Origin of the sequence: Nitrospira sp. (genome assembly GCA_024760525.1) — a bacterium.
GTDB lineage: Bacteria > Nitrospirota > Nitrospiria > Nitrospirales > Nitrospiraceae > Nitrospira_D.
Map to the genome: position 1 here is coordinate 3229139 of CP060499.1, position 25834 is coordinate 3254972.

Annotated in this window: 23 protein-coding genes; 12 read left to right on the forward strand and 11 right to left on the reverse strand. The window is 56.2% G+C overall.

From position 1 onward, the window contains the following. Positions 1–198: 198 nt before the first annotated feature. The 3 genes from H8K04_15195 to ispH all read right to left on the reverse strand — a co-directional run bounded on the left by H8K04_15195 (position 199) and on the right by ispH (position 5697). Complete coding sequence (locus H8K04_15195) at positions 199–456, reverse strand: hypothetical protein (protein UVT15150.1); 258 nt, start codon at positions 454–456, stop codon at positions 199–201. A 332-nt stretch (positions 457–788) separates the two neighbouring features. Then, complete coding sequence (gene smc, locus H8K04_15200) at positions 789–4466, reverse strand: chromosome segregation protein SMC (GenBank protein ID UVT15151.1); 3678 nt, start codon at positions 4464–4466, stop codon at positions 789–791. 268 nt (positions 4467–4734) lie between these two features. Further along, positions 4735–5697 carry a 4-hydroxy-3-methylbut-2-enyl diphosphate reductase gene (ispH, locus tag H8K04_15205; protein UVT15152.1) on the reverse strand — a complete coding sequence of 321 codons (963 nt, stop codon included), beginning with the start codon at positions 5695–5697 and terminating at the stop codon, positions 4735–4737. Positions 5698–5916: 219 nt separating this feature from the next. On the opposite strand from ispH, the gene H8K04_15210 reads away from it, so the two are divergent. The 5 genes from H8K04_15210 (at position 5917) to H8K04_15230 (ending at position 10571) form a co-directional block, all read left to right on the forward strand. Beyond that, positions 5917–6201, forward strand: a complete 285-nt coding sequence (locus tag H8K04_15210) for a hypothetical protein (GenBank protein ID UVT15153.1) — start codon at positions 5917–5919, stop codon at positions 6199–6201. 270 nt (positions 6202–6471) lie between these two features. Then, positions 6472–6855 (forward strand): hypothetical protein, encoded by a 384-nt coding sequence (locus tag H8K04_15215; GenBank protein ID UVT15154.1) that lies wholly within the window; start codon positions 6472–6474, stop codon positions 6853–6855. Between the two features lie 75 nt (positions 6856–6930). Further along, positions 6931–7956 carry a methyltransferase gene (locus H8K04_15220; protein UVT15155.1) on the forward strand — a complete coding sequence of 342 codons (1026 nt, stop codon included), beginning with the start codon at positions 6931–6933 and terminating at the stop codon, positions 7954–7956. 51 nt (positions 7957–8007) lie between these two features. Then, positions 8008–8718, forward strand: a complete 711-nt coding sequence (locus H8K04_15225) for a response regulator transcription factor (GenBank protein UVT15156.1) — start codon at positions 8008–8010, stop codon at positions 8716–8718. Next, positions 8715–10571, forward strand: coding sequence for a PAS domain-containing protein (locus tag H8K04_15230; protein ID UVT15157.1), 1857 nt, complete (start codon positions 8715–8717; stop codon positions 10569–10571). Before H8K04_15225 ends, H8K04_15230 begins: the two co-directional genes overlap by 4 nt. Here the strand turns inward: H8K04_15230 and H8K04_15235 are convergent. From H8K04_15235 to H8K04_15245, 3 genes are all read right to left on the reverse strand, one after another. Next, positions 10544–11536: an inorganic phosphate transporter gene (locus H8K04_15235; GenBank protein UVT15158.1), complete on the reverse strand. Its 993-nt coding sequence runs from the start codon at positions 11534–11536 to the stop codon at positions 10544–10546. The genes H8K04_15230 and H8K04_15235 overlap by 28 nt on opposite strands. Positions 11537–11630: 94 nt before the next feature. Then, the gene (locus H8K04_15240; protein UVT18006.1) at positions 11631–12248 is read right to left on the reverse strand and encodes a DUF47 domain-containing protein; all 618 of its coding nucleotides are present in this window, start codon (positions 12246–12248) and stop codon (positions 11631–11633) included. 72 nt (positions 12249–12320) lie between these two features. Beyond that, positions 12321–13313, reverse strand: coding sequence for a ketoacyl-ACP synthase III (locus tag H8K04_15245; GenBank protein UVT15159.1), 993 nt, complete (start codon positions 13311–13313; stop codon positions 12321–12323). A 215-nt stretch (positions 13314–13528) separates the two neighbouring features. Between H8K04_15245 and bamD the strand changes: the two genes are divergently transcribed. Next, the gene (gene bamD, locus H8K04_15250; GenBank protein ID UVT15160.1) at positions 13529–14446 is read left to right on the forward strand and encodes an outer membrane protein assembly factor BamD; all 918 of its coding nucleotides are present in this window, start codon (positions 13529–13531) and stop codon (positions 14444–14446) included. A 212-nt stretch (positions 14447–14658) separates the two neighbouring features. Here bamD and H8K04_15255 read toward each other — a convergent pair whose 3' ends face one another. Further along, positions 14659–15405: a sulfite exporter TauE/SafE family protein gene (locus H8K04_15255; GenBank protein UVT15161.1), complete on the reverse strand. Its 747-nt coding sequence runs from the start codon at positions 15403–15405 to the stop codon at positions 14659–14661. Positions 15406–15407: 2 nt separating this feature from the next. After that, the gene (locus H8K04_15260) at positions 15408–15905 is read right to left on the reverse strand and encodes a TlpA family protein disulfide reductase (protein ID UVT15162.1); all 498 of its coding nucleotides are present in this window, start codon (positions 15903–15905) and stop codon (positions 15408–15410) included. 363 nt (positions 15906–16268) lie between these two features. Here H8K04_15260 and H8K04_15265 point away from each other — a divergent pair, with 363 nt between their 5' ends. Together H8K04_15265 and H8K04_15270 are read left to right on the forward strand one after the other, a co-directional pair. Continuing rightward, entirely contained in the window at positions 16269–17417 is a 1149-nt protein-coding gene (locus H8K04_15265) for a methionine adenosyltransferase (protein ID UVT15163.1), read from the forward strand. Positions 17418–17534: 117 nt separating this feature from the next. Then, positions 17535–18794: an adenosylhomocysteinase gene (locus H8K04_15270; protein UVT15164.1), complete on the forward strand. Its 1260-nt coding sequence runs from the start codon at positions 17535–17537 to the stop codon at positions 18792–18794. A 392-nt stretch (positions 18795–19186) separates the two neighbouring features. Here the strand turns inward: H8K04_15270 and H8K04_15275 are convergent, their stop codons facing one another. From H8K04_15275 to H8K04_15285, 3 genes are all read right to left on the reverse strand, one after another. Beyond that, positions 19187–19981, reverse strand: a complete 795-nt coding sequence (locus tag H8K04_15275; protein UVT18007.1) for a cyclase family protein — start codon at positions 19979–19981, stop codon at positions 19187–19189. Positions 19982–20334: 353 nt separating this feature from the next. Then, entirely contained in the window at positions 20335–20658 is a 324-nt protein-coding gene (locus H8K04_15280) for a glutaredoxin (protein UVT15165.1), read from the reverse strand. Between the two features lie 9 nt (positions 20659–20667). Next, positions 20668–20907: a BolA family transcriptional regulator gene (locus H8K04_15285; GenBank protein UVT15166.1), complete on the reverse strand. Its 240-nt coding sequence runs from the start codon at positions 20905–20907 to the stop codon at positions 20668–20670. Positions 20908–21158: 251 nt separating this feature from the next. Between H8K04_15285 and H8K04_15290 the strand changes: the two genes are divergently transcribed. From H8K04_15290 to H8K04_15305, 4 genes are read left to right on the forward strand one after another with little or no spacing between them, the layout of a single operon-like run. After that, positions 21159–21593, forward strand: a complete 435-nt coding sequence (locus tag H8K04_15290; GenBank protein ID UVT15167.1) for a response regulator — start codon at positions 21159–21161, stop codon at positions 21591–21593. Continuing rightward, on the forward strand, positions 21590–22735 hold the full coding sequence (locus H8K04_15295) for a hypothetical protein (GenBank protein UVT15168.1): 1146 nt from the start codon (positions 21590–21592) through the stop codon (positions 22733–22735). Before H8K04_15290 ends, H8K04_15295 begins: the two co-directional genes overlap by 4 nt. Next, positions 22732–25227, forward strand: a complete 2496-nt coding sequence (locus tag H8K04_15300; GenBank protein ID UVT15169.1) for a HAMP domain-containing protein — start codon at positions 22732–22734, stop codon at positions 25225–25227. The genes H8K04_15295 and H8K04_15300 overlap by 4 nt, the downstream gene beginning before the upstream one ends. Then, positions 25176–25769: a DUF3365 domain-containing protein gene (locus H8K04_15305; GenBank protein UVT15170.1), complete on the forward strand. Its 594-nt coding sequence runs from the start codon at positions 25176–25178 to the stop codon at positions 25767–25769. Before H8K04_15300 ends, H8K04_15305 begins: the two co-directional genes overlap by 52 nt. Positions 25770–25834 lie beyond the last annotated feature (65 nt).

Genomic DNA, 25834 nt, shown 5'->3' on the forward strand with positions numbered 1-25834 from the left:
TGAAGTGCCTGAAGTACATATATTTTTTCGCGGGTGTATGTGATCGAAGACAGCATTTTACAGCATCGATAACCTGGTCTCACAACATGCCTCTGCCCGTCTACTGCGGCGTCGAACACACGTGGTGGCCGCACACCTAGCAGGTGCTCGACACGAGCAGAATACGCAAAAAAATGATCGAGACAAGTAGGAACGGGGTTATCGCATCAACAGAATCACGAGAACCATGAAGCTCCACAACGTGATGGATAGGCGTAGTCCATTGACAATCCCCGTGGCGGGCCCGAACGGATCATCCTCCTGTTCCTCCTGCACTCCGTCGTGCACCCTTCGCAGCGACCCTTGGCCGGCGTTTGCGTTGGACATGAACAATCTCGCTAATCGCGCATCGTCGAGAGCGAGATTGCCGACCGATTGCGGATATGGCCTTCTGCCCGGGGTCCGTGAAGGTGCCATCGTCGCCCTCCTTCCTTGCAGTCGGTGAAATCAACTTCACACTCGCAACAAGGATATCGCAGGCTTTGCGGTTCTCATAATGAAACCGTCTTTCCAGGAAGTGCACGGGACGGGAAAGAGGTCGGTACTGGATGGGGACACTCCGGCACTGAAACCTCAGGCTGCATCGCTGAACGAACAAAACACCCGCTTTAGGGGGAATCACCCGAATAGGAGACAGCCGTTGAAACGGATACGCCCGACAGCCTGATTCCCAGAAGGCTATGGATGGCTGCCGCGGTCAAGCCCAGCGTGACAATCCAATGCTTGCGCCTGGACTGGAGAACGTGCTCTCAGGCCGGCTGCAGGTCACCAAGCCTGACGGAAACCAGCTTGGAAACGCCCGGTTCTTCCATCGTGACGCCGAAGAGAGAATCGGCGATGCTCATCGTCCGCTTGTTGTGTGTAATGACGAGAAACTGGGCATTCTGCGCCAACTCCTTCAAGACACCTGTAAAGCGCCCGATGTTTTCCTCGTCCAGCGGAGCGTCGATTTCGTCCAACAGACAGAACGGCGTCGGCCTGATGAGAAAGCTCGCAAACAAGAGCGCCATTGCGGTCAGCGTCTTTTCCCCGCCCGACAGCATGGTGATGCTTTTCAACCGCTTCCCAGGCGGTTGTGCAACAATTTCGATACCCGGCTCTTGGCTGCCGGGAGGCTCGCCGTTTTCCGGCGCCGGTTCGTCGACCAACTGCAGCTCGGCCCGGCCGCCGGGGAAGAATTGGACGAATACCTCGGAAAACTTCTGCTGGAGTTCGTCGTACGTGGACGCAAACATTTCTTTCGTCGTTCGGTGAATCCGCTGAATGATCTCCTTGAGCGACACAATCGAATTCGACAGGTCTTGCTCCTGCGCAGACAAAAATTTGTGGCGCTCCTCCAGCTCTTGGTGCTCGCTGATGGCCGCCAGATTGATCGGCCCCATGCGATCGAGCCGATCACGAAGCTTCTGCAACTGCTCTTTCAACTCGGCATCGGAACGTTGGGCCGCCTCCTGACCGGTGGCATCGCTCTCTATGACCGATTCACTCGATGCCGGCGCATCGTCGACCAGCGCGAGCGGATCGAGCTGATACGTTCCCGATAAGGTTCCTTCGACTGTGCCCAAGTGCGTGCGAAGTTCCGCACGGCGCACTTCCACCGTCATCCGTGCATCGCGAATCGCGGAGACTCCTCGGCGCACTTCTTCCAGACTCGCTTCCAAAGCCTGGCTGGCCCCCGTTTGCTGCGCTTGTTGCTCCTGAGCAGCGACCAACTCCGCTTTCACCCGACTTGCCGACACGCCAAGTTCTTGGCAGAGCGCCTCCTGACGGGCTTGCTCATCCCGGCTCCGCTCGATTGAACCCTTCAGACTATTCAGATGTTCCCCCAGCAAACGGCGCCGATCCTCCGTCTCTTGAATTTGTTGCGCCACTCGAACCCGATTCTGTTGCTCGTGTTCCCGTCTTGCGCGCAAACCCTCTGCCGTCAGCTTCGCTTGCGTTACATGTTCTTGCTGTTCTCTCATATTCTGATCAAACAAACCCAGTCGCTCACGCACACGCCCCAACAACGTTTCCTGACCGTTTTTTTCAGCGACCCATTGCCCCAATTGAGCCTGGGCTGATTGCGATTCTTGCTCCAGCCGCTCTCGCTCACCGAGACCTTCTTGAATCTCCGTCTCCACCGCATTCAGTCGATGGTCAAGATCCGTCAGCACATGTTGAAGCTTCTCTTCGTCTTTACGGAGCGAGAGATCTTGCATTTCGGCATCACGAAGCGAATCCCCTAGCTGGCGGTCTCGCTGGGTCAGGAGCTGGGTCTGAGCGAACACCTCGTCTCGCTGCTGCTTACTGTGATCGAGCTCGTCCACAAGCGCGTGCCGCTTGACTTCCAGATCGATCACTTCTCGCCGACGCTCGAGGAGACCCGGGGTTCCTTGGACCTGACCTCCGGTCACGATACCGGATGCATCCACCACTTCACCGTCCAGCGTCACCAGGATCGGACCATTCGGAGCGTGCCACGCATGTTGCTCCCATGCCTGCATCGCATGGTCCAACGACCGAACAATCACGACGCGATCGAACAACGAGTCCCGTGCCCCCGTTCGAGCGGCGTCGGTGTGGATCAGATCCACGGCGCGCCCGACGATGCCGGGCTGTTCGGCTATTGCCGGCCACCAATCATGGGTCCCTGCCCCTTCCCATCGAGGGTGCTGCGGAATAAAGCTGCCTCGCCCCAGTCCCTCCTGCTGGAGGAAACGGATCAACCGCCGTCCCACGGACGGTTCATCCACAAACCACCCTCGAACGCGCTCCCCTAGCACCGCCTCGACCGCGCGCTCCATCCCTGATGGGATGACCAGCCATTCGGCGACTGCATCCCGCACCCCTTCGCACGATTTCAAGGCGGGGCCCTGTTCAGCCCCTTGCCGGCCATAGCCCATCTCCTCGCGCACCACGCCTTGCAGGGCCTCCAAGCGTGAATCCACGCCCGCCAATTCCTCTGAGCGTCGTAAAATCGCCTGATCCAGCGACTGCATCATCCCGGCAGCTTGAATGGCCTCCTCTTGCACGGAGCGTTGGTCCTCCCGCAGTTTCGCCACGAGGCGGTCGGCTTCTCCGTATTCCTTGCGCACCGCCTCATGACGATCGATCGCGGCTTCACGTTGCCTACGAAGCTCGTCTCGCTCCGAGACCAATCGAGTTCCACGGCCCGCGAGGTCTTCCACTCGTTTCGTGAGCTGCGAGATGCCCTGCTCGGTATTCGCGACCAGGACCGCCAGCTGCAACACGTCCTTGCGCCCTCGCTCTTCTTCCGCGACTGCGGCAGCCCGTTGCTGGAGCAAGCGCCCCATCTCCTGATCAAGCTCACCGAGGGCACGATCTCGAATCGCCATTTCCTCTTCGACGGAATGCAATGATGCCTCAACAGTCTGGAGCGCGCCGGCCAAATTGTCCCGTGAACGGACCAGCTCTTCCAGCTCGGCCGACTCTTCAACTTGTTGCTGATTCAATAACTGACCTCGGTTGCGCTCGACCTCCGCCGCGGTCAGCGCGTGGGCCTGCTGATGTTCGATTCCCGCCAGTTCTTCTCGAGTCTTTCCGATCAAGTCAGCCGTCGCAATGGCATCCAGGCGAGCCCGTTCGAGATCCGTCGTGAGCCGAGCCTGTTCGGCGGCTTTCTCGGATTCTTGTCGGTCCAAATTCAGGACGTCGTCCTCCACCTCCCGCAACGTCTGCCGCAATGCCCGGAATTCCCGGGTCAACAACGTCACTTCAATCCCGCGCGCTTCTCCTTGCAATGTCTGATAGGTGCGCGCCTGGCGCGCCTGCCGTTCGAGGGAATTGAGTTGCTTCTTGATCTCAGCCACGATGTCTCGGACTCGCAGGAGATTTTGCTGCGTCGCTTCCAACTTCCGTAATGCCTCGGCCTTCTGTTTCTTGTAGCGGACAATGCCGGCGGTTTCCTCAATGAGCTCTCGTCGATCTTGCGGAGACGCATTCAGGATCTGATCGATTTGGCCTTGCGCAATAACCGTGTGTCCTTTGCTGCCCGCACGGGTATCGAGGAGCAAGCCGCGGATATCCTTGAGCCTGCACGGAGTCTTATTGATGAGATATTCGCTCTCGCCATTGCGGTACAAACGGCGGGTAATCATCAGTTCTTGAAATTCAGTCAGTTGGCCGGGAAGCCCCGCGCCGCCATCCAACTTCACCGCCGTCTGATCGAGGCCTCCGATGACTAACGACACTTCCGTCATCCCCAACGGCTTTCGGAGTTCGGTGCCATTAAAGATGACGTCTTCCATCTTTTCGCTTCTGAGTGTTTTGGTGCTTTGCTCGCCCATCACCCACAGAATGGCATCCACGACGTTGCTCTTTCCGCTCCCATTTGGGCCAACAATCGCCGTGACACCCTCGGGGAATTCGATCTTGGCCTCAGCGAACGACTTGAATCCCAACATATCCAATGATTTCAAGTACATCAGCTCACCCTTTCACGCGCGAGTGGGGCGCTCCCATGGAAATAAAAATTTCCGGCCCTTGTATCATAGGAGCTTCAAGAAATCAAAGAAAAACACAGCCGATAGAGGAGATGCAGGTGACCACTACAAGGTATAGGGTGGGGGCTAGGAAAAGCTCAAAAGTGGTTTGGAATCCGATACATGGCTTCGGAACCATCACCGGCAGCGCAAGACGACCGTCCTTGGAAACTGCAGAAAGCGAAGGGACGAAGGCTGTATCTACAGTGCACTACCCGGCAATGCTGGCCATCGATTTCTTGGACGATTCTATTTGGACAAGTTCCTTCGGCAACAGGAATTCCACGTCTTCTTCAATGACGGTGAGCTCCTCGACTTCGGATGGTCCCGAAGCTCTCAAGAATGCGACCACTTCCGTGACCAAGATTTCCGGAGCGGAAGCCCCGGCGGCAATTCCGACTGCTTTGGCACCTTGCAGCCATTCCGGGTTGATGTCGCTGGCTGAATCGATGAGATACGAGGGAATGCCGCACTGCTCTCCAAGTTCCCGCAGGCGGTTGGAGTTGGAGCTGTTCGGCGACCCGATCACGAGAATGACATCCACGAGACGGGACAATTCCTTCACGGCATTCTGCCGGTTTTGCGTCGCATAGCAGATATCTTCCTGATGCGGGCCCTTGATGTTCGGAAACCGCTGATGGAGCGCGCTGACGATGTCCCGACACTCATCCACGCTCAGCGTGGTCTGCGTGACATACGAGAGGTTGATGGTGTTTTCTACCAGCAATTCTTCCACATCTTTCACCGAAGACACGAGATGAAACTTGTCGGGAATCTGGCCCAGCGTCCCGATCACTTCCGGGTGACCGGCGTGACCGATAAGAATCAGTTCGTACCCCTGGGTATAATCGCGGTTCACTTCGTTATGCACTTTGATCACCAGCGGACAGGTCGCGTCGATCACATGCAGGCGCCGACGATTCGCTTCCTCCCACACCGACTTCGCAACACCATGCGCGCTGAAAATGACGACCGACCCTTCCGGAACTTCGTTCAACTCTTCCACAAAGACCGCGCCTTTTTGCCGGAGCGAATTCACGACATGGCGGCTATGAACGATCTCATGCCGGACATAAATAGGTGCGCCGTACTTCTTGAGGGAAAGATCGACGATATCGATCGCCCGATCGACACCGGCGCAAAACCCACGGGGATTGGCAAGATAGATTTTCATAATCGTCGCAGCTCCTTCGCTCGGCACTCTACCAGATCGTCCTGTCCGCAGTCTTTACTGAACATTCACGATACGTCAGATCAGCTCGTTCCGTCAACAGAATTGCCTCCGAAAAGCCACGACGGTATCACCGAGGGCGCGTGTCCCGGAGATCTTGCCCGCCTCCAACAGGCTTGGTATGTTGCGGATTCTAGGGATGATTCCAAACTTGGAGGTCATATGAAAAAGACACCTGCTAGGACAGTGGCCAACATCGGAAAACAGCTTGTTCGGAAAGGCAAGACTCTACGAGGCAAAGCGGGCGCAACGGCTCGTACACTCAAAAAAACCGTCACTCAGGCTCTATCCACATCGAGCCGGCGGCTCAAGAAAGGGGTCAAGACGGCGAAATCCACGCCCACCAGCGGTCAGGCCAGAAAGGTCGGCCGAGCCGTCGGCGGCTTCCTGGGCCAAGCGATCGGCCGCGCCGAACAGATTGTCACACGAGTCGTGAAGAAGGGATAGCCGAACGCCCCGTCTTTTTGAGATCGTCCATCCCGAATTTCCTACACGGCACTTTGAGAGTCGGAAAACCATTCTGTACGCGGACGCCAAATCCGACCTTTTCGGAGTCATGTCCATGTCCCCGAACAAATAGACGCCGTCATGTCGTCATCACGCTGTTATCTTGACTCTCTCTCCGGTCCCCCGTACGCTCAGTGCCTGCTGAAATTTCATATCTTTGTGGCAACTGAACCTTTCCCTTTTTGTTGACTGTACAAGGAGGTGCCTCAGATGGCTCAAAGACCATTTCAAACGGGAGCTGCCGTCAATCTTAGCAATGGAGAAAGCGTCAAGGACATCGTTGTCCTGACCATTCCAGCCAGAAAACGATTCGATGTCAGATTTGTCGGGATCAATGGATTCGGACAGCCGAATCAACCGCTCTTCTATGCAGTTCACGTGACCACACGGTCGAAAACAGGCATCTATCCCATTGCGCCTGCCGGCGCTTCTGAGATCGCTGATCCCGAATTTCCTGCAAGATATTTTGGGAGTCAGGAAGTCACCCTCTACGCGGATCCCAAATCCGACCTGATCTTTACGGTCGCGCGCAAGGATACCTCGGCCAACGTGAGGGTATTTATCGATATCTGCGGGCTTCTCACCGATGTATGAAGAAAGCAGCGGACTCGGCGAGCGGAAATTCCCGGATGAAAGACTCGTAACCATGACCAAGGAAATAACGACCATATGCACTCTGCTGTGAATCCGTCTTCCATCTTGCAGACCGCCTTTGGTTTTTGGGGGTCCAAGGTCCTGCTCACGGCGGTTGAGATCGGCCTGTTCACCACGCTCGCCGATCGGCGTCTCACCGGCACGGAGCTGGGTAGGGAATTGCACCTCCATCCACGCGCCATCGCCGACTTTTTTGACGCGCTTGTGTCGATGAGGTTTCTCGACCGAGCCGGCGACGGACCGGAGGCAAAATATTTCAACACGCCCGAAGGTGCCGTATTCCTGGACGAAGCCAGCCCACGATATATCGGCGGGCTTCTGATCATGCTCAACGCACGGCTGTTCAAATTTTGGAACGATCTGCCCCAAGCCTTGCGGACCGGCCGACCGCAGAACGAGGTCAAACACGGACAGAAAGGCATGTTCGAGGAACTCTACTCGAACGTGCCCAGGCTGGAACAATTCATGGGTGCGATGACCGGCGCCTCGCGCATCAACTTCGAGACGTTCGCGGAGAAGTTTGACTTTTCCCGATTCCGAACTCTCTGCGACGTCGGCGGCGCGACCGGCCTGCTCAGCATTGAGGTCGCGAAGCGACATCGGCATCTCACCTGTATCAGCTTCGATCTGCCGGTTGTCGAACCGATCGCGAAGAAACACATTGCCGCTTCCGAGCTGGAAGCTCGCGTGAGCACGGCGTCCGGCGACTTCTTCAAGGACCCGCTGCCGAAGGCCGACCTCATCACGATGGGTATGATTCTGCACGACTGGAATCTGGAGAACAAGATGCGCTTGATCCGATCAGCCTACGACGCGTTGCCGGCGGGCGGCGCACTCGTCGCCATCGAAGCGTTGATCGATGATGCCCGCCGGGAGAATGTGCAGGGACTACTGATGTCCCTCAACATGCTCATCGAATTCGGCGATGCGTTCGATTATTCCGGCGCGGACTTCCGCCGATGGTGCGGTGACGTCGGCTTCAAGCGCTTCGAGGTCATGCACCTCGCCGGGCCGTCGAGCGCGGCTATTGCCTATAAATAGACGGTCCATTACTTGACTCTGTCTCCCCTCCCCCGTACGCTGAGGCAGCCTATGGGTTCCACCAATCACAAGAAAATCCTCATAGTCGAGGATGAGCAGGATATTCTGCAACTCGTCAAACTCTATCTGGAAAAGGAGGGGCTTCGACCTGTCACGGCGATGAACGGGCTCGAGGCGCTCAAGAAGGTCAAAGAAGACAAACCTGATCTCGTCGTCCTCGACCTGATGCTGCCCGAGATGGACGGGCTCGAAGTCTGCAAGCGGTTGCGTTCCGCAGCGGATACCGCGATGCTGCCGATCATTATGTTGACGGCAAAAGCTGAAGAATCGGACACGATCGTTGGACTCGAGTTGGGCGCCGATGATTACGTGACCAAGCCCTTCAGCCCCAAGGCGCTCGTCGCTCGGGTCAAAGCCCTGCTGCGTCGGGTGGAGCGTTCACCGACTACCGGCCCGGATCTGTATCGCTATGATACGCTCACGATGAACTTGTCCCGCCATGAGGTCAGCCTTGGTAAACAAGAGATCCCGTTGACCGCGAAAGAATTCGGTCTGCTGGAGCATCTCCTTCGGCATCGCGGTCGCGTGCTGACCCGCGAGGTGCTGCTCAATGCCGTGTGGGGATACGACTATTATGGCACGACCAGAACCGTCGACGTGCATATCCGCCGTCTGAAACAAAAACTCCCCCTTCTCGAAGAAGCCATCGTATCCGTCAAATCCCTCGGATACAAACTGAAAGATTTCGACGGATCAGGATGACGTGGTCGATTCGATGGAAAGTGACGGTCGGCACGCTCGCGGCGGTCGTCTGTGGCCTCGTGCTCGCCGGAGTGATCCTGGTCCAATTCTTCGAGCGACAAGCCCTCCTCGAACTGAGTGCGGTGCTGGCAACCAAAACCCAGCTCGTTGAGTACGCGGTCCAGCCGCTGTTTCACTCAGACTCTTCACCTCCGACACCGGCTTCCCTGCAAGAGACGGCGCGAGACCTCAGCAACCGCGCATCCGCTCGCATCACGTTGATCGCCGCAAACGGAACGGTGCTTGCCGACAGCGCCGTGCGGGATATCGACCTGTCCGCCCTGGAGAACCACCAGTCTCGGCCTGAGATCCAGCAAGCTTTTTCCACAGGACAGGGGCAGGACATCCGGATGAGTCACACCACCGGCGAGCGAACGATGTACCGCGCCGTCCTGCTGCGGCCGCCTCAGGCCGCTCCGCCGATCGTCGTGCGCGTGAGCCTTCCCATGGTTGTGTTGGATCGCGAGCTTTCGGAATTGCGACAACAGCTCTTTCTGGCTTTCGGCATCGCGCTCCTCGTCGCCCTCATGGTCAGTATCTGGCTGGCTTACAGTATCAGCAGGCCCCTCTCGGACATTGCGGCGGCGGCCCAATACTTGAGCTCCGGCAGCCGGGCCCTTCCCCTCCGAGCCACCACACAGGACGAGGTCGGTCTTTTGGCCACGACGCTCAACCATGTGGCGGAGCAGCTTCACGCGAAGATCGACGAACTCTCGGAAGATCGCGCCCAACTGCTTGCCGTGCTCACCTCGATGGTTGAAGGGGTCATGGTTCTGGATTATCGCGGCCAGGTCTTACAGATCAACCCGGCCCTCGAACGCATGTTCGGCATCTCACGAGTAGAGGCCCGTGGACGTCCCTGCGCGGAACTCTTCCGCCATCAACAACTCAACGATCTGGTGACGGCCATTCTCCAATCTCGCGCCCCCCACGAGGATGAAATCATGCTGCCGCTCAGCGGACGGTACCTCCAGATCGAGGCGTCCCCGGCGGGAGGCGAACGGGAAAACGAGGCCTGCATCGTCTTGGTATTTCACGACATCACCGAACTGCGGCGCCTGGAAAAAATACGGAAGGACTTTGTCGCGAACGTCTCACATGAACTTCGGACTCCGCTCACGTCCATCAAAGGCTACGTTGAAGCGCTTCTCGACGGTGCCAAAGATGACCCCCCCGTGGCCGCAAAGTTCTTGGAAATCATCCTCAAACAAAGCGATCGCCTCAATTTGATCATTGAAGACCTCCTCGAGCTGTCAAAGATCGAATCGGGCCGTGTCCTGTTGAAAGCGGAGCCCCTTGAGTTGCGCACTATTGTGGACCGAACCCTGTCGATCATGAAACCGATCGCCGACAAAAATCGGCACCGGCTCGTCACGGTGATCGACTCGTCGCTCCCCTCGGTGGCGGGTGACGAAGGCCGGCTCGTGCAAGTCTTGACCAATCTGCTCGATAACGCGATCAAGTACACGCCGGCAGGCGGGACCATCACCGTCGGCGCCAAGCTCATCCCTTCGTTTGGGACTGATCACCCGGCAAAGACGATCGAGCTCAGCGTTGCCGACACCGGAATCGGGATTCCCGAACAGGATCGTCCCCGCGTCTTCGAGCGCTTTTATCGTGTCGACAAAGCCCGATCCCGAGAGCTGGGCGGCACGGGGCTTGGGCTCGCCATCGTGAAGCATATTGTGGAAGGACATGGAGGGCACGTGTGGGTAGAAGCCAACCAGCCGCAGGGCAGTCGATTCGTCGTTCGCCTGCCGCTCAGCCCCAAGGCCAGAGGTCTGGCTCAAGTGACGGAAGCAAGTAAGGTATAAACGCCCGCTCCCAAGAGCGCAGCCCCGGGCAATGTCAACACCCACGCCGAGAAAATCTTGCTCGTGACTCCCCATCGAACGGCAGACAGCCGCTTGGTCGAGCCGACTCCCAAAATCGAGGAAGTGATGGTATGAGTCGTACTCACCGGCAACCCAAAGTGTGCTGCGAACAGTAAGACTGTTGCTGCGCCCGTTTCTGCTGCGAATCCGTGAACCGGTTCGAGTTTCACCATCTTGATCCCAAGGGTCCGGATTATCCGCCACCCACCGACGGTGGTTCCAAGCCCCATGGCCAGTGCGCAGGCTACGATGACCCACGTCGGCACTTCCGACGAAGTCAACTGGCCGGACGTTATTAACGCAAGCGTAATGATCCCCATCACTTTCTGAGCGTCGTTCGCTCCATGACTGAACGCCATGAAGCTTGCTGACACGAGTTGGAGTCGACTGAATATTTTACTTGCGACACCCCGATGAACTCGAAAAAACACCCAACTGACCGCAACCATGATGAGAAATCCCATCCCAAACCCTAAAAGAGGTGAGACGATCATGGCCTCAACAATCTTGCCCAGGCCGTTGAACTGGACAACGGCCCAGCCGCCATGAGCCACTGCCGCTCCGACAAGTCCGCCGATCAGCGCATGAGACGAACTAGTCGGCAATCCCAGCGCCAGTGTGAAGAAATTCCACAGGATCGCGCCACCCATCGCACCCGCGACCACCGTGTTGGTAATCGCGTCGGGAAAGACGATACCTCCTCCGATCATTTTCGCCACAGCCGTGGAAAAGAACGCTCCGGCAACATTCAATGCCCCGGCCAGGAACACGGCAGTGAGTGGACGTAATACACGCGTGGAGACGACCGTCGCCACGGCGTTCGCGCAATCGTGCCACCCGTTTGAAAAGTCAAACAGAAGAGCCAACACCACCGTTACAAGCAGCAAGCCGCTTAGTTCAGTCACATCTAACCAAAATGTTTTTCGCTGGCTTGGCAACCGTCGAGGTGTGCAGAACTTGAAAGAGGGAGTTCACAACTGAGCCATTCTTCACGGAGGGCTACGTCTGTTTCAGAACAATGCGTTCGATCACATTTGCGACATCTTCACACCGGTCGGTTCCTTCCTCCAACGTTTCGTAAATCTCTTTCCACTTGAGGACCTCGATCGGATTCGTCTCTTTCTCAAATAATTCTGCTATGGCATCACGTGACACACGGTCGGCCTCATTCTCCAAGCTGTTCACCTGCACAGTGAACTCTTTCATCTCCGTGTGAGACATGCCGATTCGATCGACTCCCCGACCCACGGCAATGGACGTGTGGTAAAGAATATCGGCAAGCCGGATCGCCCGTTCGGTAGGCCGCACGATCTTGTAGATCACCAATCGATCCGCCACGGCCTCCACGGCGTCGAGAATATCGTCCAATGCGCTGGCGAGATCGTGAATATCTTCCCGGTCGAGAGGAGTCAGAAAGGTTTGATTGAGGCGCAACGCAATGTCATGGGTAATTCCGTCTCCTACATGCTCCACTTCCTTAATCCGCTTCGTCTTTTCATGAATGTTCGTGTAGTCTTCCATCAACTCTTTGAGCAAGCGGCTGCCTTCGACGACATTGTGAGCTGCCTGTTTGAAGAGATCAAAAAAGGCTTCTTCTTTAGGAAGCAGGCCGAAGATCATTTCCAATTCCCTATGTCGAGTGCTTTCGCGCATGATACGCGAATATACAAATCACCGCCTTGACCATCATTACCACCGAACAAGTCCGGTTGCCCATGTCAGCCCGCCGCCGAAGCTGCCCAACAGCACCAAATCCCCCGACGAAATGTTCCCGCTGCGGACCGCATGATCGAGCGTGATCGGAAGAGACGCAGAAGACGTATTGCCATAGCGTTCGATGACCGACGCGAGTCGGCCCGGCTCAATTCCCAGCCGGTCCGCCACTTGAGCCAGAATTCGGCCGTTCGCCTGGTGGAGCACAACCTGCTTCAGGTCCGCCGGACGCATGCCGAATTCCTTCAGGATGTCCAGCACAGCCTGCTCGACCCGTCGAATGGCTAATCGAAACAGCGGTGCTCCCTGCATACGAAGCATGTGCTCCCGTTTGTTCAACGTGTCGGATGATAAGGGCCTGCGTGATCCTCCACCGGGGATCCGAATGAGCCCATGGTGAGATCCATCGGCAAACAACCTGATTCCGAGAATCCCCCGCGGTTCCGGGCATTGATCTTCCTCGCCTCGAATGAGGACGGCCCCAGCCCCATCCCCAAACAACAAGGCCGTCGCAGCATCCTGAGGATCGAGCGATCGAGACTTTACTTCTGAGGCCACAACCAAGCAGGTCTGTACCTGTCTGCTCTGAACCATGGCCTGCGCCATCGACAGTCCGTACAGAAATCCTGAGCAGGAGGCAGACACATCAAACGCCCCCACTTGCTTACACCCTAATCCGCGTTGGACAACACAGGCCGTGGACGGAAAGGCCATATCGGGAGAGGTCGTGGAAAGAACGATGGCATCGATGGAAGACGCAGCACAGCCCGCCGCGTCGAGCGCCCGGCGCCCCGCCTCAATGCCCATATCAGACGGCGCTTCGTGCTCACCGGCCCAATGGCGCGCCCGGATACCGGTGAGCCGTTGGATTCTGGCCGGGGACAAATTCAGCGTAGGAGCAATCTCTTCATTGGACACCACCCGGGACGGGAGATAGCTGCCAGTTCCAATAATCCGTGCTCGAATCATGCCAAAACCACCAAATATTCCAGGGGAATTGTCCAGATTTCCAATGCGCACAGGATTATAGGGAGCGTGAGAAGGCAGGTCAACCAAACCACTCTTCTGATTGCTTTTTGCCCGCATCCTTGCTATGTGTGTCCGTCATGGTCCCACGCGCGATTCGAACTGTTGCTGGTCCGTCATCCTGGTTGTCAGGTATATGGATGGCGGGGTGGCTCGGCATGATTTCCCTCTTTTTGGCCTCCTGTGCCGGAGATATCGGTACAGACGACGTACGGAAAGGGTTAAAGAAGGCCCTCAGCGGTACAGACGAGCAGATTTTTATCGGAGATACCGTTGAGAACCACTATCACCCGAATGTGATTATGAAGCGGGGTGAAGCGTATTTTGAAAAGGAAGAGTACGCGGAGGCCTTAGTCGAATACAAACACTTCATGGATCTCCACCGCAATCACGTTCTGGCCCCATATGCGGCCTTCAGGATCGGCGAGATTCATTTTAAGATGGCGAAGACCATCGATCGCGATCCCGAACCGATGCAAAAGGCCATTACCGCATTCGATCAGATGAGAAAAGACTTCCCTGGTAGCCGCTATGACACACAGGCCCAGCAAAAGCTCGAGGAGTGCCACGATTGGCTCTCTCAGATGCATCTTTTCGTGGGGCAATTCTACTACCGGCGAGGGTCCTACCTGGCGGCTGCGCATCGGTTTGAACAGATCATCAAAACCTACCCCAATAAGCCCGTCGCCTCTGACGCCCTGTACTTCCTGGCCAAGTCCTATCATGAAATGGGAGCCGACGATTGGGCAAGAGAAAAGCTCATCTTATTGGCGGAAAAGTATCCGGATAGTCCTTCTTCAGGGTCCGGAAAGAACCTGTTGGAGAAAATCGGCGGGGCGCAGCCAAGCACGCTGCTGGCGCAGAAGTCGGACTCGGCCCTCGTTTCCGACGCTGGACCCACAACGATGCTCCGAAGCAGCCGACCAGAACCCACCAATCGATCATCCGCTTCCCCACTTTCATCTCCACCGATAACGACGCTTGGCGTTCCTCCGTCACTCGATTCCTTTGTTGCTCCCTCTACCAACACGCTGGGGCAAGGCTTTACAGCCTGCCGCCTTGGCGCCTGGTGCTGATTCCGTCGTTAAAAGTCCGAAGCGTGGAGGGGGGGCTGCACACAGCGAGTTGAAGTTCGCTCTCCAGCACCCTGCTGACTGCTTTGAAGGATCGTTCAAAAGACCATCCAACGAGGCCCTAAGGCGTGAGGATCCTGAGGTCTACGATTGAGGTGCCGTGGGGCCAACGCAGGACTAAGAACGACATTGTGGGAGTTCTGTTTCAACGCCGGCTACTGGCCCAGATACCAGCCGATCCCATATCGCTCCAAAAAACTGGTCACCATCGTCAGTGAATTCGCATAGATCATCACGCCGACCAAGACCAACATAACTCCGCTCACGGTCGAAACGCCCCACAGATAAGCCCGCACTTCTTTGAAATAGGCCAAGAACCGATCAACACCCAATGCGGTCAGGAACAATGGCAACCCTAAGCCGACCGAGTAAAACGTCAACAACACGACCCCATTGAGAAGAGAGTCCGTCGTACTGGCATAGAGAAGGATGGATCCTAGTACCGGCCCCACACACGGAGTCCACCCTGCGGCGAAGGCGACCCCGATCAAGAATGACCCGAGATACCCGGCGGGGCGACTGCGGAATTGATACCGATGCTCCATCTTTAAGAATTTCAAGTTCAGAATCCCGAGCAGATACAGCCCAAACACGACAATCAACACCCCACCGATGCGTCGAATCGTGTCTTGATGAGTGATCAGAACCTGACCCAGAAAACTGGCTGATGCGCCGAACGCAATAAAGACAGAAGAAAACCCGGCGATGAACAACAACGAGTTCAGAACAATCGCTTTCTTGAACTTCACCCGTTCAGATGCATCCGCCAACTGTTCGACGGATAACCCCGTGATGTAGGAAATGTAGCTCGGCACCAGCGGCAGAACACATGGGGACACGAACGAGAGGAGCCCTGCTGAGAAGGCGGCAATGAGCGAGATCTGTGGGATAGACTGAGTCATGGTCACGACTTCATCAGTGCGTAAATCAAATCACGCGCTTCTGGCGAGTCCCAGTCACGAGCGCCAAAAATCTTTTGCCGCACGATACCATGACGGTCGACCATGAAGGTGATTGGGATCGTCCGTGCTCCGTAGGTAAGGCCTACGCGATACTCCGAATCGTGCAGAATGGGAAATGTGAACCCCATTCGTTTCTGAAACGGGCGTGTCACGGCCGCACCCTGCGGATCAGTAGACACCGCCAAAATTTCGAACTCGCCTCGTGGAAAGGTTCGATAGAGCTGTTCCATCGCCGGCATCTCAACACGACATGGCCCACACCAGGTCGCCCAAAAATTCAGCAGCACGACTTTTCCTCTCAGCTGAGACAAACTCATGACGTTGCCGGCAAGGTCCCGCAGCTTGAAATTCGGCGCTTCGTCACCGACCTGGACGACACCACGTTCGAAGACTTGCCACGTTTTGGTTTGGAGCGACGCTGCCTCGGAACAAGGTGCCATGAAAAGCAGGCCGACTACTATGAAGATAAACACCGCAGCCGCTGGAGGATGTTTCATAGCTAAGAGCAGCGAGGGCTTCAAGCTTTTGTCCTTGACATCATCGCGGTCGTTAGGCTTAAGAGTTCTGGATCAGATGGTTCATATAACAACACCACATGTTACAAGTCCGCAAAAACCTGAGTCAAGTAAAGGGCACGTGACAAATTCTCATCCCCTACTATCGAAGTGATGGACAAAGTCAACCGATCTCCTCTAGAATTGCCAAAGTTTGTGCTCGGCTTATCACTCAGCACTACTCATCACATTCCCAATCAGCAGACAGACCAGCGATGGTTTTTCATAACCTGAACCCACGAGGGGCATATGCGAGACAATTATCTCTTTACTTCGGAATCGGTCACTGAGGGACATCCGGATAAGATCGCCGACCAGATCTCCGACGGCATCTTAGACGCCATCATCGCTCAAGACAAACATTCCCGTGTCGCCTGCGAAACGATCCTGACCACGGGCATTGCGTTTGTGGCCGGTGAAATTTCCACCAAGGCCTATGTCGAAATTCCGGATATTATCCGTGATGTCATTAAGGATGTCGGCTATTGTGATGCATCGTGGGGGTTCGACTTCCATACCTGCTCAGTTCTGACCGCTATTCACCAGCAATCCAGTGATATTGCGATGGGCGTAGATTCCGGCGGGGCCGGCGATCAGGGCCTGATGTTCGGGTATGCCACCAATGAAACGGATGAACTCATGCCGATGCCGATCGTGCTGGCCCACAGACTGACCAAGCGTCTGGCTGAGGTTCGCAAAAAGAAAATTCTCGATTGGGTGCGACCGGACGGCAAATCCCAAGTGACGGTCGAATACAAAAACGGCAAGCCCGTGCGGATCGATACGATCGTCGTTTCCACGCAGCATAGCCCGGATGTGACGAACAAGCAGATTGAACGTGACATCATGGAAAAGATTATCAAGCCTGTGATGCCTAAAGGCCTTTATGACCCGACCGGCGTGAAGCATCACATCAACCCCACCGGCCGTTTCGTCGTCGGCGGTCCGATGGGTGACACAGGGCTTACGGGCCGAAAGATCATCGTCGATACCTACGGTGGACATGGCAGTCACGGCGGCGGCGCTTTCTCCGGCAAGGATCCCACAAAGGTGGACCGTTCCGCCTCGTACATGGCGCGCTACATCGCCAAGAATCTCGTTGCCGCCGGCTTGGCCGAAAAGTGCGAAGTCCAGTTAGCCTACGCAATCGGGGTTGCTGATCCTGTCTCCGTGCTCGTCGACACGAAGAACACCGAAAGAGTATCGGTCGATATTCTCGATAAACTTGTGCGCAAGCACTTCCCCTTGACTCCTCGAGGGATTATCGATCATCTCAAGCTCCGACGGCCGATTTTCCGTAAGACGGCCGCTTACGGACACTTTGGGCGCAACGAACCGGAATTCACCTGGGAGAAGACCGACAAGGCCAAAGCACTCCGCAAAGACGCCGGCCTGTAAGCGTCGTGAGCCTCGCGACGTCAGCAAAGGGGGACGGGTTCTCCACCCGCCCCCCTTTTCATGACGGCAATAGACGACCGACCAATCCTGATTGGCATTTTTAGAAGGAGGATTTTCGTGGACTACGATGTGAGAGATATCAAGCTGGCAGACCAAGGCAAATCGAAAATCGAATGGGCGGAAGCAACGATGCCCGTATTGCGGCTGATTCGCAAACGGTTCAAGCGGCAGCAACCATTAAAGGGAGTTCGCGTCACCGCGTGTTTGCACGTGACTACCGAAACGGCGAATCTGGCTATCACGTTGAAAGCCGGCGGGGCCGATGTCCGTCTCTGTGCCTCAAATCCCCTCAGTACTCAGGACGACGTCGCCGCTGCCTTGGTTCAACATGAAGGCATTCCAACCTTTGCCATCAAGGGCGAAGACAACGCCACGTACTACCGCCATATCGAATCCGCGATTGCGCACCGGCCCCATCTGACCATGGATGACGGCGCCGATGTCGTGTCGCACCTGCACTCCAAACGCAAAGAACTGTTAAAGAATGTCATCGGCGGTACGGAAGAAACCACCACAGGTGTCATTCGTTTGCGCAGTATGGCCGAAAAGAAAGTTCTCAAGTTCCCGGTCATTTCCGTCAACGATGCCGACACCAAACATATGTTCGACAACCGCTATGGAACCGGTCAATCCACCATGGACGGCATTGTGCGCGCGACCAACCGATTGGTCTGCGGCTCAGTCGTTGTGGTAGTGGGCTATGGATGGTGCGGACGCGGTATCGCAATGCGGGCCAAAGGTATGGGCGCGGACGTGGTCGTGACCGAGGTGGATCCCTTGAAAGGCCTCGAAGCCGTCATGGACGGATTCCGCGTCATGCCGATGGAACAAGCGGCTCCGGTTGGAGATTTCTTCGTCACGGTCACCGGTAACATCCACGTGATCCGAGGAGAACATTTCGCTGTGATGAAAGACGGCGCCATCGTCTGCAACAGCGGGCACTTCAATGTGGAGCTGGATATCCCGACTCTTGAAAAGTTGGCCGGCAAGCGCAAAGCTGTTCGGACGGGAGTTGAGCAATTCACGCTTAAGAAAAACGGCCACCGTGTCAGCTTGCTCGGTGAAGGCCGGCTGGTGAACCTTGCCACCGCAGAAGGACATCCCTCCAGCGTCATGGACATGAGCTTTGCGAACCAGGCGCTTGGCGCCGAATACATCGTAAAGAATTACAAACAGCTCGAAAAGAAAGTGTATCCCGTCCCGGAGGCTATCGATAAAGAGATTGCCCGGCTCAAACTGGCCGGCATGGGTGTGGCAATCGATACGTTGACGGCGGAGCAGAAAAAGTATCTGGCATCCTGGGAAATGGGCACGTAGCAGGATGCTGGAAATGTCCCCCAGCGTCGTTCTCAGTCGCTCGTCTCCCTGCAACGTACCGCACAAGGGTACGCTTCGGTCACCGAGCTCCCTGCGGCCTAGCCGGGAACCATTTTGAGCATCCTGATTCGGGCGATGCTCGCTGAGGTCAAGAGCGCGTCTCGGGTGGGCGGCTGAGGATAGTCCGCGCAATTGAGAGCACCCGCATCGCACCTACTGAGAGAAGAGAAAAAAGGCCGCCTGAAAAGGCGGCCTTTTTGTTTTGCTGCTTGGGGATTTGCAGGTTGATCGTTTTTCAGGCAGGAATGGTTACCTCGATCCTTTCTTCAATCTGAGAAAAGAGCTTCTTCATTCTCCCAGTCAAATTGCATTGCCGCAATCAGTGGGACAAATCAGTGCGCAGGTGGTATCACCGCGATGATCCGAAGCGGGCCACCCGTGCCGCCGGCAATCTTCATCGGAAGTGCGATCACGTCGAACCCGCGATGCGGCAGATCATGCGGCGTGGCGAGATTTTCGAATACCGGCACATTCTGAGATAGCAGCGCGACATGTGTTTCGAATTTGGTCGATCGGCCAAAATCGATCGAGGCAGTATCGATGCCCACGGCTTTCACTCCTCGTTCACGTACCAACCAAGCCGCCGCTTCAGGATGCAACCCAGGGAAATGCAGCGCGCGTACTCCCTCCTGTCCTCTCTCCTCTGTTCCCAGATAGGCTTTCCGATCCGGCCAGGATCGCGCATAGCCCGTGTCCAACAGAGCGATGGCGCCGTTTGGTATTCGCCCATGCTCGGCTTCCCACCGCTCGAAATCGGCGATCGCCACGCGGTAATCCCGATCACGCGCGCATTGCTCCGTGACATCGATTCGGATGCCTGTCCCGACTAATCGCTCCACTGGAATCTGATCCAGCGTCTGCTTCCCTCTGGAAAAATGGATCGGGGCGTCGATGTGCGTGCCGCCATGCTCAGCCATCTCCAGACGGTTGGAGGCATAGTAGTACCCGCCAGGCGCATCCTCTGCATGCTGGACGACGAGCTTGAAGTCCTGCTCCGTTGGCCAGACGATGGTATCCGACCCGAATGAGTGGGTGAGATCAACAATCCGTGAGTGCTCCCAGACAGAATGATCGCGATGAGGAATGGCAGAGGAGCACCCCACGACCACGATCAGTGCCACAATCATGGGAGGCAGCATCTTCATATGCGACAACCATGTTCTACAGTTTGAAAGCCGCAACGCAGTAGCATCGCTAGTCTTTGCTTAGTCTCGGATCGAACAGATGCGCGGTGAGGTTCGCGCCATAGATGAGTTACGTGCAGCTCCACCTCCTCCTGGCTCCCAGAAGACAAGGAGTCTCGGCCATTCCCGGAGAGAACATGACAGGCAGATGTATGGGGTGCACCCTCACCTTGTCATCCAGGCAGGGCGTCCCTACTGGTCTCACTGCGCCTGTCGAGCGAGCACCGCCCATAATGTGAGTTGTGATTGCCCCCGTGTGCGGGCTCGGGGAGCCAGCGACTAGCAGGGATGACCTGCTACTTCCCGAACGCCTTTTTCAGGAGCGGTTCGATCTCACCCTTGGCGGCCATGGGATCGAGGATATCGGTGTCGCCATAAAAAGTGCCGTCGATAAATACTTTGGGAAGCGTCGGCCAATTCGTCAGCTTCGTCAGGGCCTCCCGTTTGGCAGGCTGTGACAAAACGTCGATAAGCTCGTAGGGATACCCATATTTATCAAAAAACTGCATGGTCTCCCTCGTGAATCCGCACATCGGCATGGTTTTGGTTCCCTTACCGTAGATCAAAATCTTATGCGCCTTTACTTCCTTTTGGATTTCGTCCTCGATCGGATCGGCCATTGTCTCCTCCTATGCCTCATCTCTGGTTCGTGCCGTTAACTCCAATGCATGGATCCGTCCATCCTTCATCGGAGCGTCTAAGGCTTGATAGATCATGCGGTGCCGGTCCAAGAGATTCTTTCCTTGAAACCCATCCGAAACGATAACGACCTTCAGATGATTCATCGTTCCCGTCCGGTCGGTCACTGTCACCACGGCATCCGGCAGGCACTTGCGAACATAATCGGTCACTGCATCGGGTGTGATCACGGGCCTTAACTCCGCTAGTTTTTTCAATACCCTAGCTGAAATCGGTGTGGAAACGCAATGCGGCATCCACGTTGGTGGCTTTCAACATACTGGTGGTGCATTTGAACCAGTTGGCCAAGAAGGCACGAAACCCCGATGAGCAAGTCATTGAGATTCTATAGGTTTAATCCTATCAAGCTCGGCATCAACTTTGCGCCTACCCTTTCAGCAACTGAAAATATTTCATTTCGTCCGTCACAAAGGAGGGTGTTATGAGCGAATTCAAATCCGGGTTTTTTGTAGGAGGGGAAAGCTGTAATGGTCGAGTGCTGATCGTCGATGACGAACCCGACATCCGTAAGGTCGTCCGAATGACGCTGCACAAGGCGGGGTACGATATCCTGGAAGCAGAAAATGGAGAAAAGGCCATCGAAGTCATCAACTCCGGTGAGAATCGCCTCCTTCTTGACGTCATCATCTGCGACATCCGGATGCCGAAGGTAAACGGCATCGAAGCAATCGCCTACTTCCGCCAGAACTATCCGCGCGTCCCCTTGATCGTCCTGACCGGATTCCCGGACACCGACATGGCCACGTCTTTACTCCGGCAGGGTGTTGTGGATTATCTCGTGAAGCCGGTGGAAGGCGAAAAATTGAAAGCCTCTGTCGCTCGTGCCATGGAACAGCGTGAATTGGCTCATCTATGAGGGACTGGCAAACATCACAGGGAAAGGGCGTTGCGGCCCCCTCTCCGATTGCTGCTCATCCGGAAATCGAGGGTGAACAGAGTGAGCCGGCGCCCACCCTACTTCCGACAAGGGTGGCCATCATCGGTGCGGGCCGGGGTGGGACCGCGCTGCTCGATGTGCTGCATCAGATCGGTACGATCGAGATCCTCGGAATTGCCGATAAGGTCTCCTCAGCTCCCGGACTCAAACGGGCTCAAGAGCTCAACGTGCCGGTCTACGAGCGGGTTGCCGACCTGATTAACAACCAAGAGGTCAACCTTGTGATGGACGTCACCGGCGATCCCGCGATGAAATCGATACTTCAGGACCAGCTGCCGGCGAGCGTCGATATCTTGAGCGGACAAGCTTCACGACTTCTGTGGAAACTCGTGCAGCATGAAGCAATATTACAGACTGAGCTGCTCCACGCGGAGAAACTGGCCGGAATCGGCTCGTTCGCCGCCGGGATCGCTCATGACATGAACAATCCGCTCCAGCTCATTCTCGGCATGGCGGAAAATCTGGCTGAAGAAGTCGACTTGGATACCGTACATGCCCAAGCGCTGGACATCATTGAAGCAGTCAAACGCACAACAGCCATCTGCCGAGATCTCACCTCCTACTCTCGCCGAGCATCGTTGCGGCAAGACTGCCTGATCAGCGTCAACGGCAAGCTGGATGAAGCCTTGAAGATTGCCCGATACGCCGTGGCCCTTCAAGACATTGAAATTCGAAAACTCTACCAGCCGGATGTCGTCGTAAAGGGAAACCCTGACGAACTCCTCCATGTGTTCGTCAATCTCATCACGAACGCGGTCCAGGCGATGGAACACCACGGAACCTTGACGTTGGCAACCGCCATGGTGGCCGGCGCGACGCAGGTTCGTGTCTCGGACACCGGCTACGGCATCTCCCCTGAGTTACAGAGTCGGATTTTCGAGCCCTTTTTCACGACGAAACCCCCGGGGAAAGGAACGGGATTGGGGCTCTACAACATCAAAAACGTGATCTATCACATGAAGGGGACCATCGAGGTCCAGAGCCAAGTTGGTCACGGGGCAACGTTTACGCTCACATTTCCCGGAGAATCCGGAGCCGATGCGAGGAGTACGCCGTCATGAGCGAGACGCCGATATCATCGCAGCCAGGCACACGATGGGGGTTGAAGACCAAGATCATTCTTTCCATGCTGCTCGTCGGTATCATCCCGCTCGTTGTGGGTTTGGGCATGGCATTCTGGCAGGGCTCCCAAGAAATCCGGGAGGTCAGCGGGGAAAGTTTTGAAGCGCTTGCGACTGAAGCCGCCCGCAAACTTGATCTCCTCCTTGCCGAAGAAATCGCGCACACCGCGCGTATCGCGAATGACACTGCGATCATTCGTGAGTTGGAGCACCGGCGTGATGCGCGAGGCGACTCCAAGAATCCGGCGGCCGCGATCACTGATTTGGAGCGGCGTTGGACAGATCGAGACACGGCTGCGATCAAATCCATCACGGACAACCGTCTTAGCGCATTGCTCCACGAGTACTATACCGGCGTCCACAGTGCACCTGGTCAATTGCTTCCGCACGTCGTCCGCTCCTCGACAAAGATGCTGTACCTCACGGACGCACAAGGTGTGCTCGTGGCAACGATGACCGACCATCCGGCGTTCCGCCACCACACCACCCGATGGTGGAAGGGGACCTTCAACAAAGCCGTGGGGAAGCTCTATGTCGAAGATGTCCATTTCGACGAGAAGGTGAACGCTTATGTATTCTCCATCTCACTCCCGGTCATGGACAGTCTTCGGTATGAAGTCGTCGGAGTCCTTCACCGCGTGATCGACGCCAAGGAGTTCTTCTCTCCTGCAACTCACGTCACGCGATTTGGAAAAACCGGCCATGTCATGCTGATTGACACCAACGGAATCGTCGTCAGTTGCCCCATTCTTCCCACGGGCGTCCCATTGTCCGATCCGAAGTTAATCCCGCTCGTAACACCGCAGCAGCCCGGTTGGGTACAAGCCTCAAGCGATGGTCACGGCGGGCAGGCTACGTCCGTTATCGGGTTTGCCCCGCTCTCGGAAACCAGCCGGGTCACCAACGGAGCCAGCGACGATGGGTCGTGGCACACCTTCGTCTGGCAATCGTCCGATGAACTCTTTGCCCCGATCGAACATCTATTCGCCTGGGTGACCGTGTTTGGAGCCGTAGCCATCGTGCTGCTGGCCTCGCTTGGCTACGTGTCTGCCGGCCGCATTGTCACCCCGGTACGGCAGCTGCAACAGGCGGCGCAGTCCATCGGGCGCGGTGAATTGCGAACCCCGATTCAGATCCACACCGGTGACGAATTGGAGGACTTGGCCGCAGAATTCAACCGCATGAATCAGCAATTGAACGCCGCTTTCGCCGGACTGACCGATCAAGTCAAATTGAAAACCCAGGAAGTCCAAGTCCTCCAGCAATCCACGGATCAAATTCTAGACGCCGTTCCCACTCCAATCCTCTTAATCGATGCGAACGAAATTGTGCGTTACATCAATCGGGCGGCCCGCGAATCCTTCACGGTCCAAGAGCCGATGTCGGGCGCGTCGCTGTTCACGATTCTTCCGCTCGACCCAGCCGTTCAGAAACAGCTTCAAGCGGAGTTCCGGACCAATGGAGATAAGCCATTTCCCACAGCCGACTTCGAGCGTGAGGCAGCACCGAGGGATCCGTTGGAACCTACTGCCGATCACGCATCAGCCCGTCATCGGTCGGAACTCCACATCGGATCGCGTGTCTATCACTATCAATGGTTCCGATTGCCCGCGAGGCCCGGGGAAGAAGACAGCATTGGTCTGGTGCTTCGAGACACCACGGATGAGAGTCGGCTGCAGGATCAATTGGTCCAGGCGGAGAAAACAGGAAGCCTTGGCGTCCTGACCGCCGGCATCGGCCATGAACTCAACAACCCCTTATTTGGAGTCATCGGGCTTGGAGAAGCCATCCAAGAAGAAGACAACCTTGAACGGATCAAGAGCTATGCTCAGGACATTGTGGCCCATGGTCGCCGGATGTCGACGATCATCCGAGATTTCACCGGCATGGCAAGCCGAGACACTTCCGACAAGCCTGTTCCGATCGTTTTGGAGCGTGAATTGGACGAAGCGTTAGCCACGGCACAGACCACCGTTGAAATGAAAAGCATCGTGATCCAGAAAACCTATGCGGGCGAGACACCCGTCCTCGCTTTTCCTGATCAACTCCGGCAAGCGCTGGTGAATCTGGTGACCAACGCTGTGCAAGCCATGAAAGGCGAGGGTACCCTCGCTTTAGCCACCGTCCAGTCAGACCATATGGTGACCGCAACCATCACCGACTCCGGACCCGGTATTTCCAAGCAACACCTCTCGAAGGTCTTTGACCCATTTTTTACAACAAAAGGACAGGGGGAGGGTTCGGGACTTGGACTGACCGTCGCGAGACGCATTATCCGAAAATTCGGAGGCGACCTCCGCATCGAATGTCTCGAAGGCCAAGGCACCACCTGCATCGTCACCCTGCCGATCAGTGTGCCTCAATCACCCAAAGGAGGCTCATGGGCAACTTCCGCCTCGCGTTCCGAGCCGCAACCGTCACACTCATCTTAGGGGGGTGCTGGGGTCTAGCTGCTCTCCTCGCCGCCAAAGAGAGCCCTATCGCCGTCGGGATCTCACCTGAAAGGGTCGCGGATTACGTCCATGCTGTCGTCGAGGCAGATCGCACGATTTATACGACTCAGGTCGTGAATCGTATGCAGGGGAAAGGGATTGTCGCAGCAACCGAACATTGGGAGCAGGACAACGCGCTTCCCCTGCCGGCCCAGTTTCTCCAACATTCAGGCCGATTGGTCGCCGAGAGCGGCCGAGGCATCCGTTACCGACTTATCGGGCTCTCCCCGATCTATCAACGCAATGCCCCCGCTACCGACTTCGAGCGAAAGGCACTGGAGGTGCTTAAAGACCAGCCCGATCGGCCGATCACCGGAATTGTCTCAAGCGGCAAGAAACAATACTTCCAAGCCATCTATGCGGACCGAGCCGTCTCTTCTGCGTGCGTCACCTGTCACAATAGTCATCCGCTGAGTCCCAAGCAGGACTTTAAGGTGAATGATGTGATGGGTGGCATCGCGATTACGATCCCGCTGGAATAACAGAAGACGTTCTCGTCATGGTCGCCAAAAGAAAGCGACTGTGTGCGAATGAGGGTCAACGCGTG

What these genes read in the sequence shown, in the direction of transcription:
- H8K04_15195 (UVT15150.1), bottom strand. Translation starts at nt 456, where the DNA reads ATGGCACCTTCACGGACCCCGGGCAGAAGGCCATATCCGCAATCGGTC.
- H8K04_15255 (UVT15161.1), bottom strand. Translation starts at nt 15,405, where the DNA reads ATGACTCAGTCTATCCCACAGATCTCGCTCATTGCCGCCTTCTCAGCA.
- H8K04_15305 (UVT15170.1), top strand. Translation starts at nt 25,176, where the DNA reads ATGGGCAACTTCCGCCTCGCGTTCCGAGCCGCAACCGTCACACTCATC.
- H8K04_15210 (UVT15153.1), top strand. Translation starts at nt 5,917, where the DNA reads ATGAAAAAGACACCTGCTAGGACAGTGGCCAACATCGGAAAACAGCTT.
- H8K04_15220 (UVT15155.1), top strand. Translation starts at nt 6,931, where the DNA reads ATGCACTCTGCTGTGAATCCGTCTTCCATCTTGCAGACCGCCTTTGGT.
- H8K04_15290 (UVT15167.1), top strand. Translation starts at nt 21,159, where the DNA reads ATGAGCGAATTCAAATCCGGGTTTTTTGTAGGAGGGGAAAGCTGTAAT.
- H8K04_15215 (UVT15154.1), top strand. Translation starts at nt 6,472, where the DNA reads ATGGCTCAAAGACCATTTCAAACGGGAGCTGCCGTCAATCTTAGCAAT.
- H8K04_15275 (UVT18007.1), bottom strand. Translation starts at nt 19,981, where the DNA reads ATGATTGTGGCACTGATCGTGGTCGTGGGGTGCTCCTCTGCCATTCCT.
- H8K04_15265 (UVT15163.1), top strand. Translation starts at nt 16,269, where the DNA reads ATGCGAGACAATTATCTCTTTACTTCGGAATCGGTCACTGAGGGACAT.
- H8K04_15280 (UVT15165.1), bottom strand. Translation starts at nt 20,658, where the DNA reads ATGGCCGATCCGATCGAGGACGAAATCCAAAAGGAAGTAAAGGCGCAT.
- H8K04_15230 (UVT15157.1), top strand. Translation starts at nt 8,715, where the DNA reads ATGACGTGGTCGATTCGATGGAAAGTGACGGTCGGCACGCTCGCGGCG.
- H8K04_15245 (UVT15159.1), bottom strand. Translation starts at nt 13,313, where the DNA reads ATGATTCGAGCACGGATTATTGGAACTGGCAGCTATCTCCCGTCCCGG.
- H8K04_15300 (UVT15169.1), top strand. Translation starts at nt 22,732, where the DNA reads ATGAGCGAGACGCCGATATCATCGCAGCCAGGCACACGATGGGGGTTG.
- smc (UVT15151.1), bottom strand. Translation starts at nt 4,466, where the DNA reads ATGTACTTGAAATCATTGGATATGTTGGGATTCAAGTCGTTCGCTGAG.
- H8K04_15295 (UVT15168.1), top strand. Translation starts at nt 21,590, where the DNA reads ATGAGGGACTGGCAAACATCACAGGGAAAGGGCGTTGCGGCCCCCTCT.
- ispH (UVT15152.1), bottom strand. Translation starts at nt 5,697, where the DNA reads ATGAAAATCTATCTTGCCAATCCCCGTGGGTTTTGCGCCGGTGTCGAT.
- bamD (UVT15160.1), top strand. Translation starts at nt 13,529, where the DNA reads ATGATTTCCCTCTTTTTGGCCTCCTGTGCCGGAGATATCGGTACAGAC.
- H8K04_15225 (UVT15156.1), top strand. Translation starts at nt 8,008, where the DNA reads ATGGGTTCCACCAATCACAAGAAAATCCTCATAGTCGAGGATGAGCAG.
- H8K04_15260 (UVT15162.1), bottom strand. Translation starts at nt 15,905, where the DNA reads ATGGCACCTTGTTCCGAGGCAGCGTCGCTCCAAACCAAAACGTGGCAA.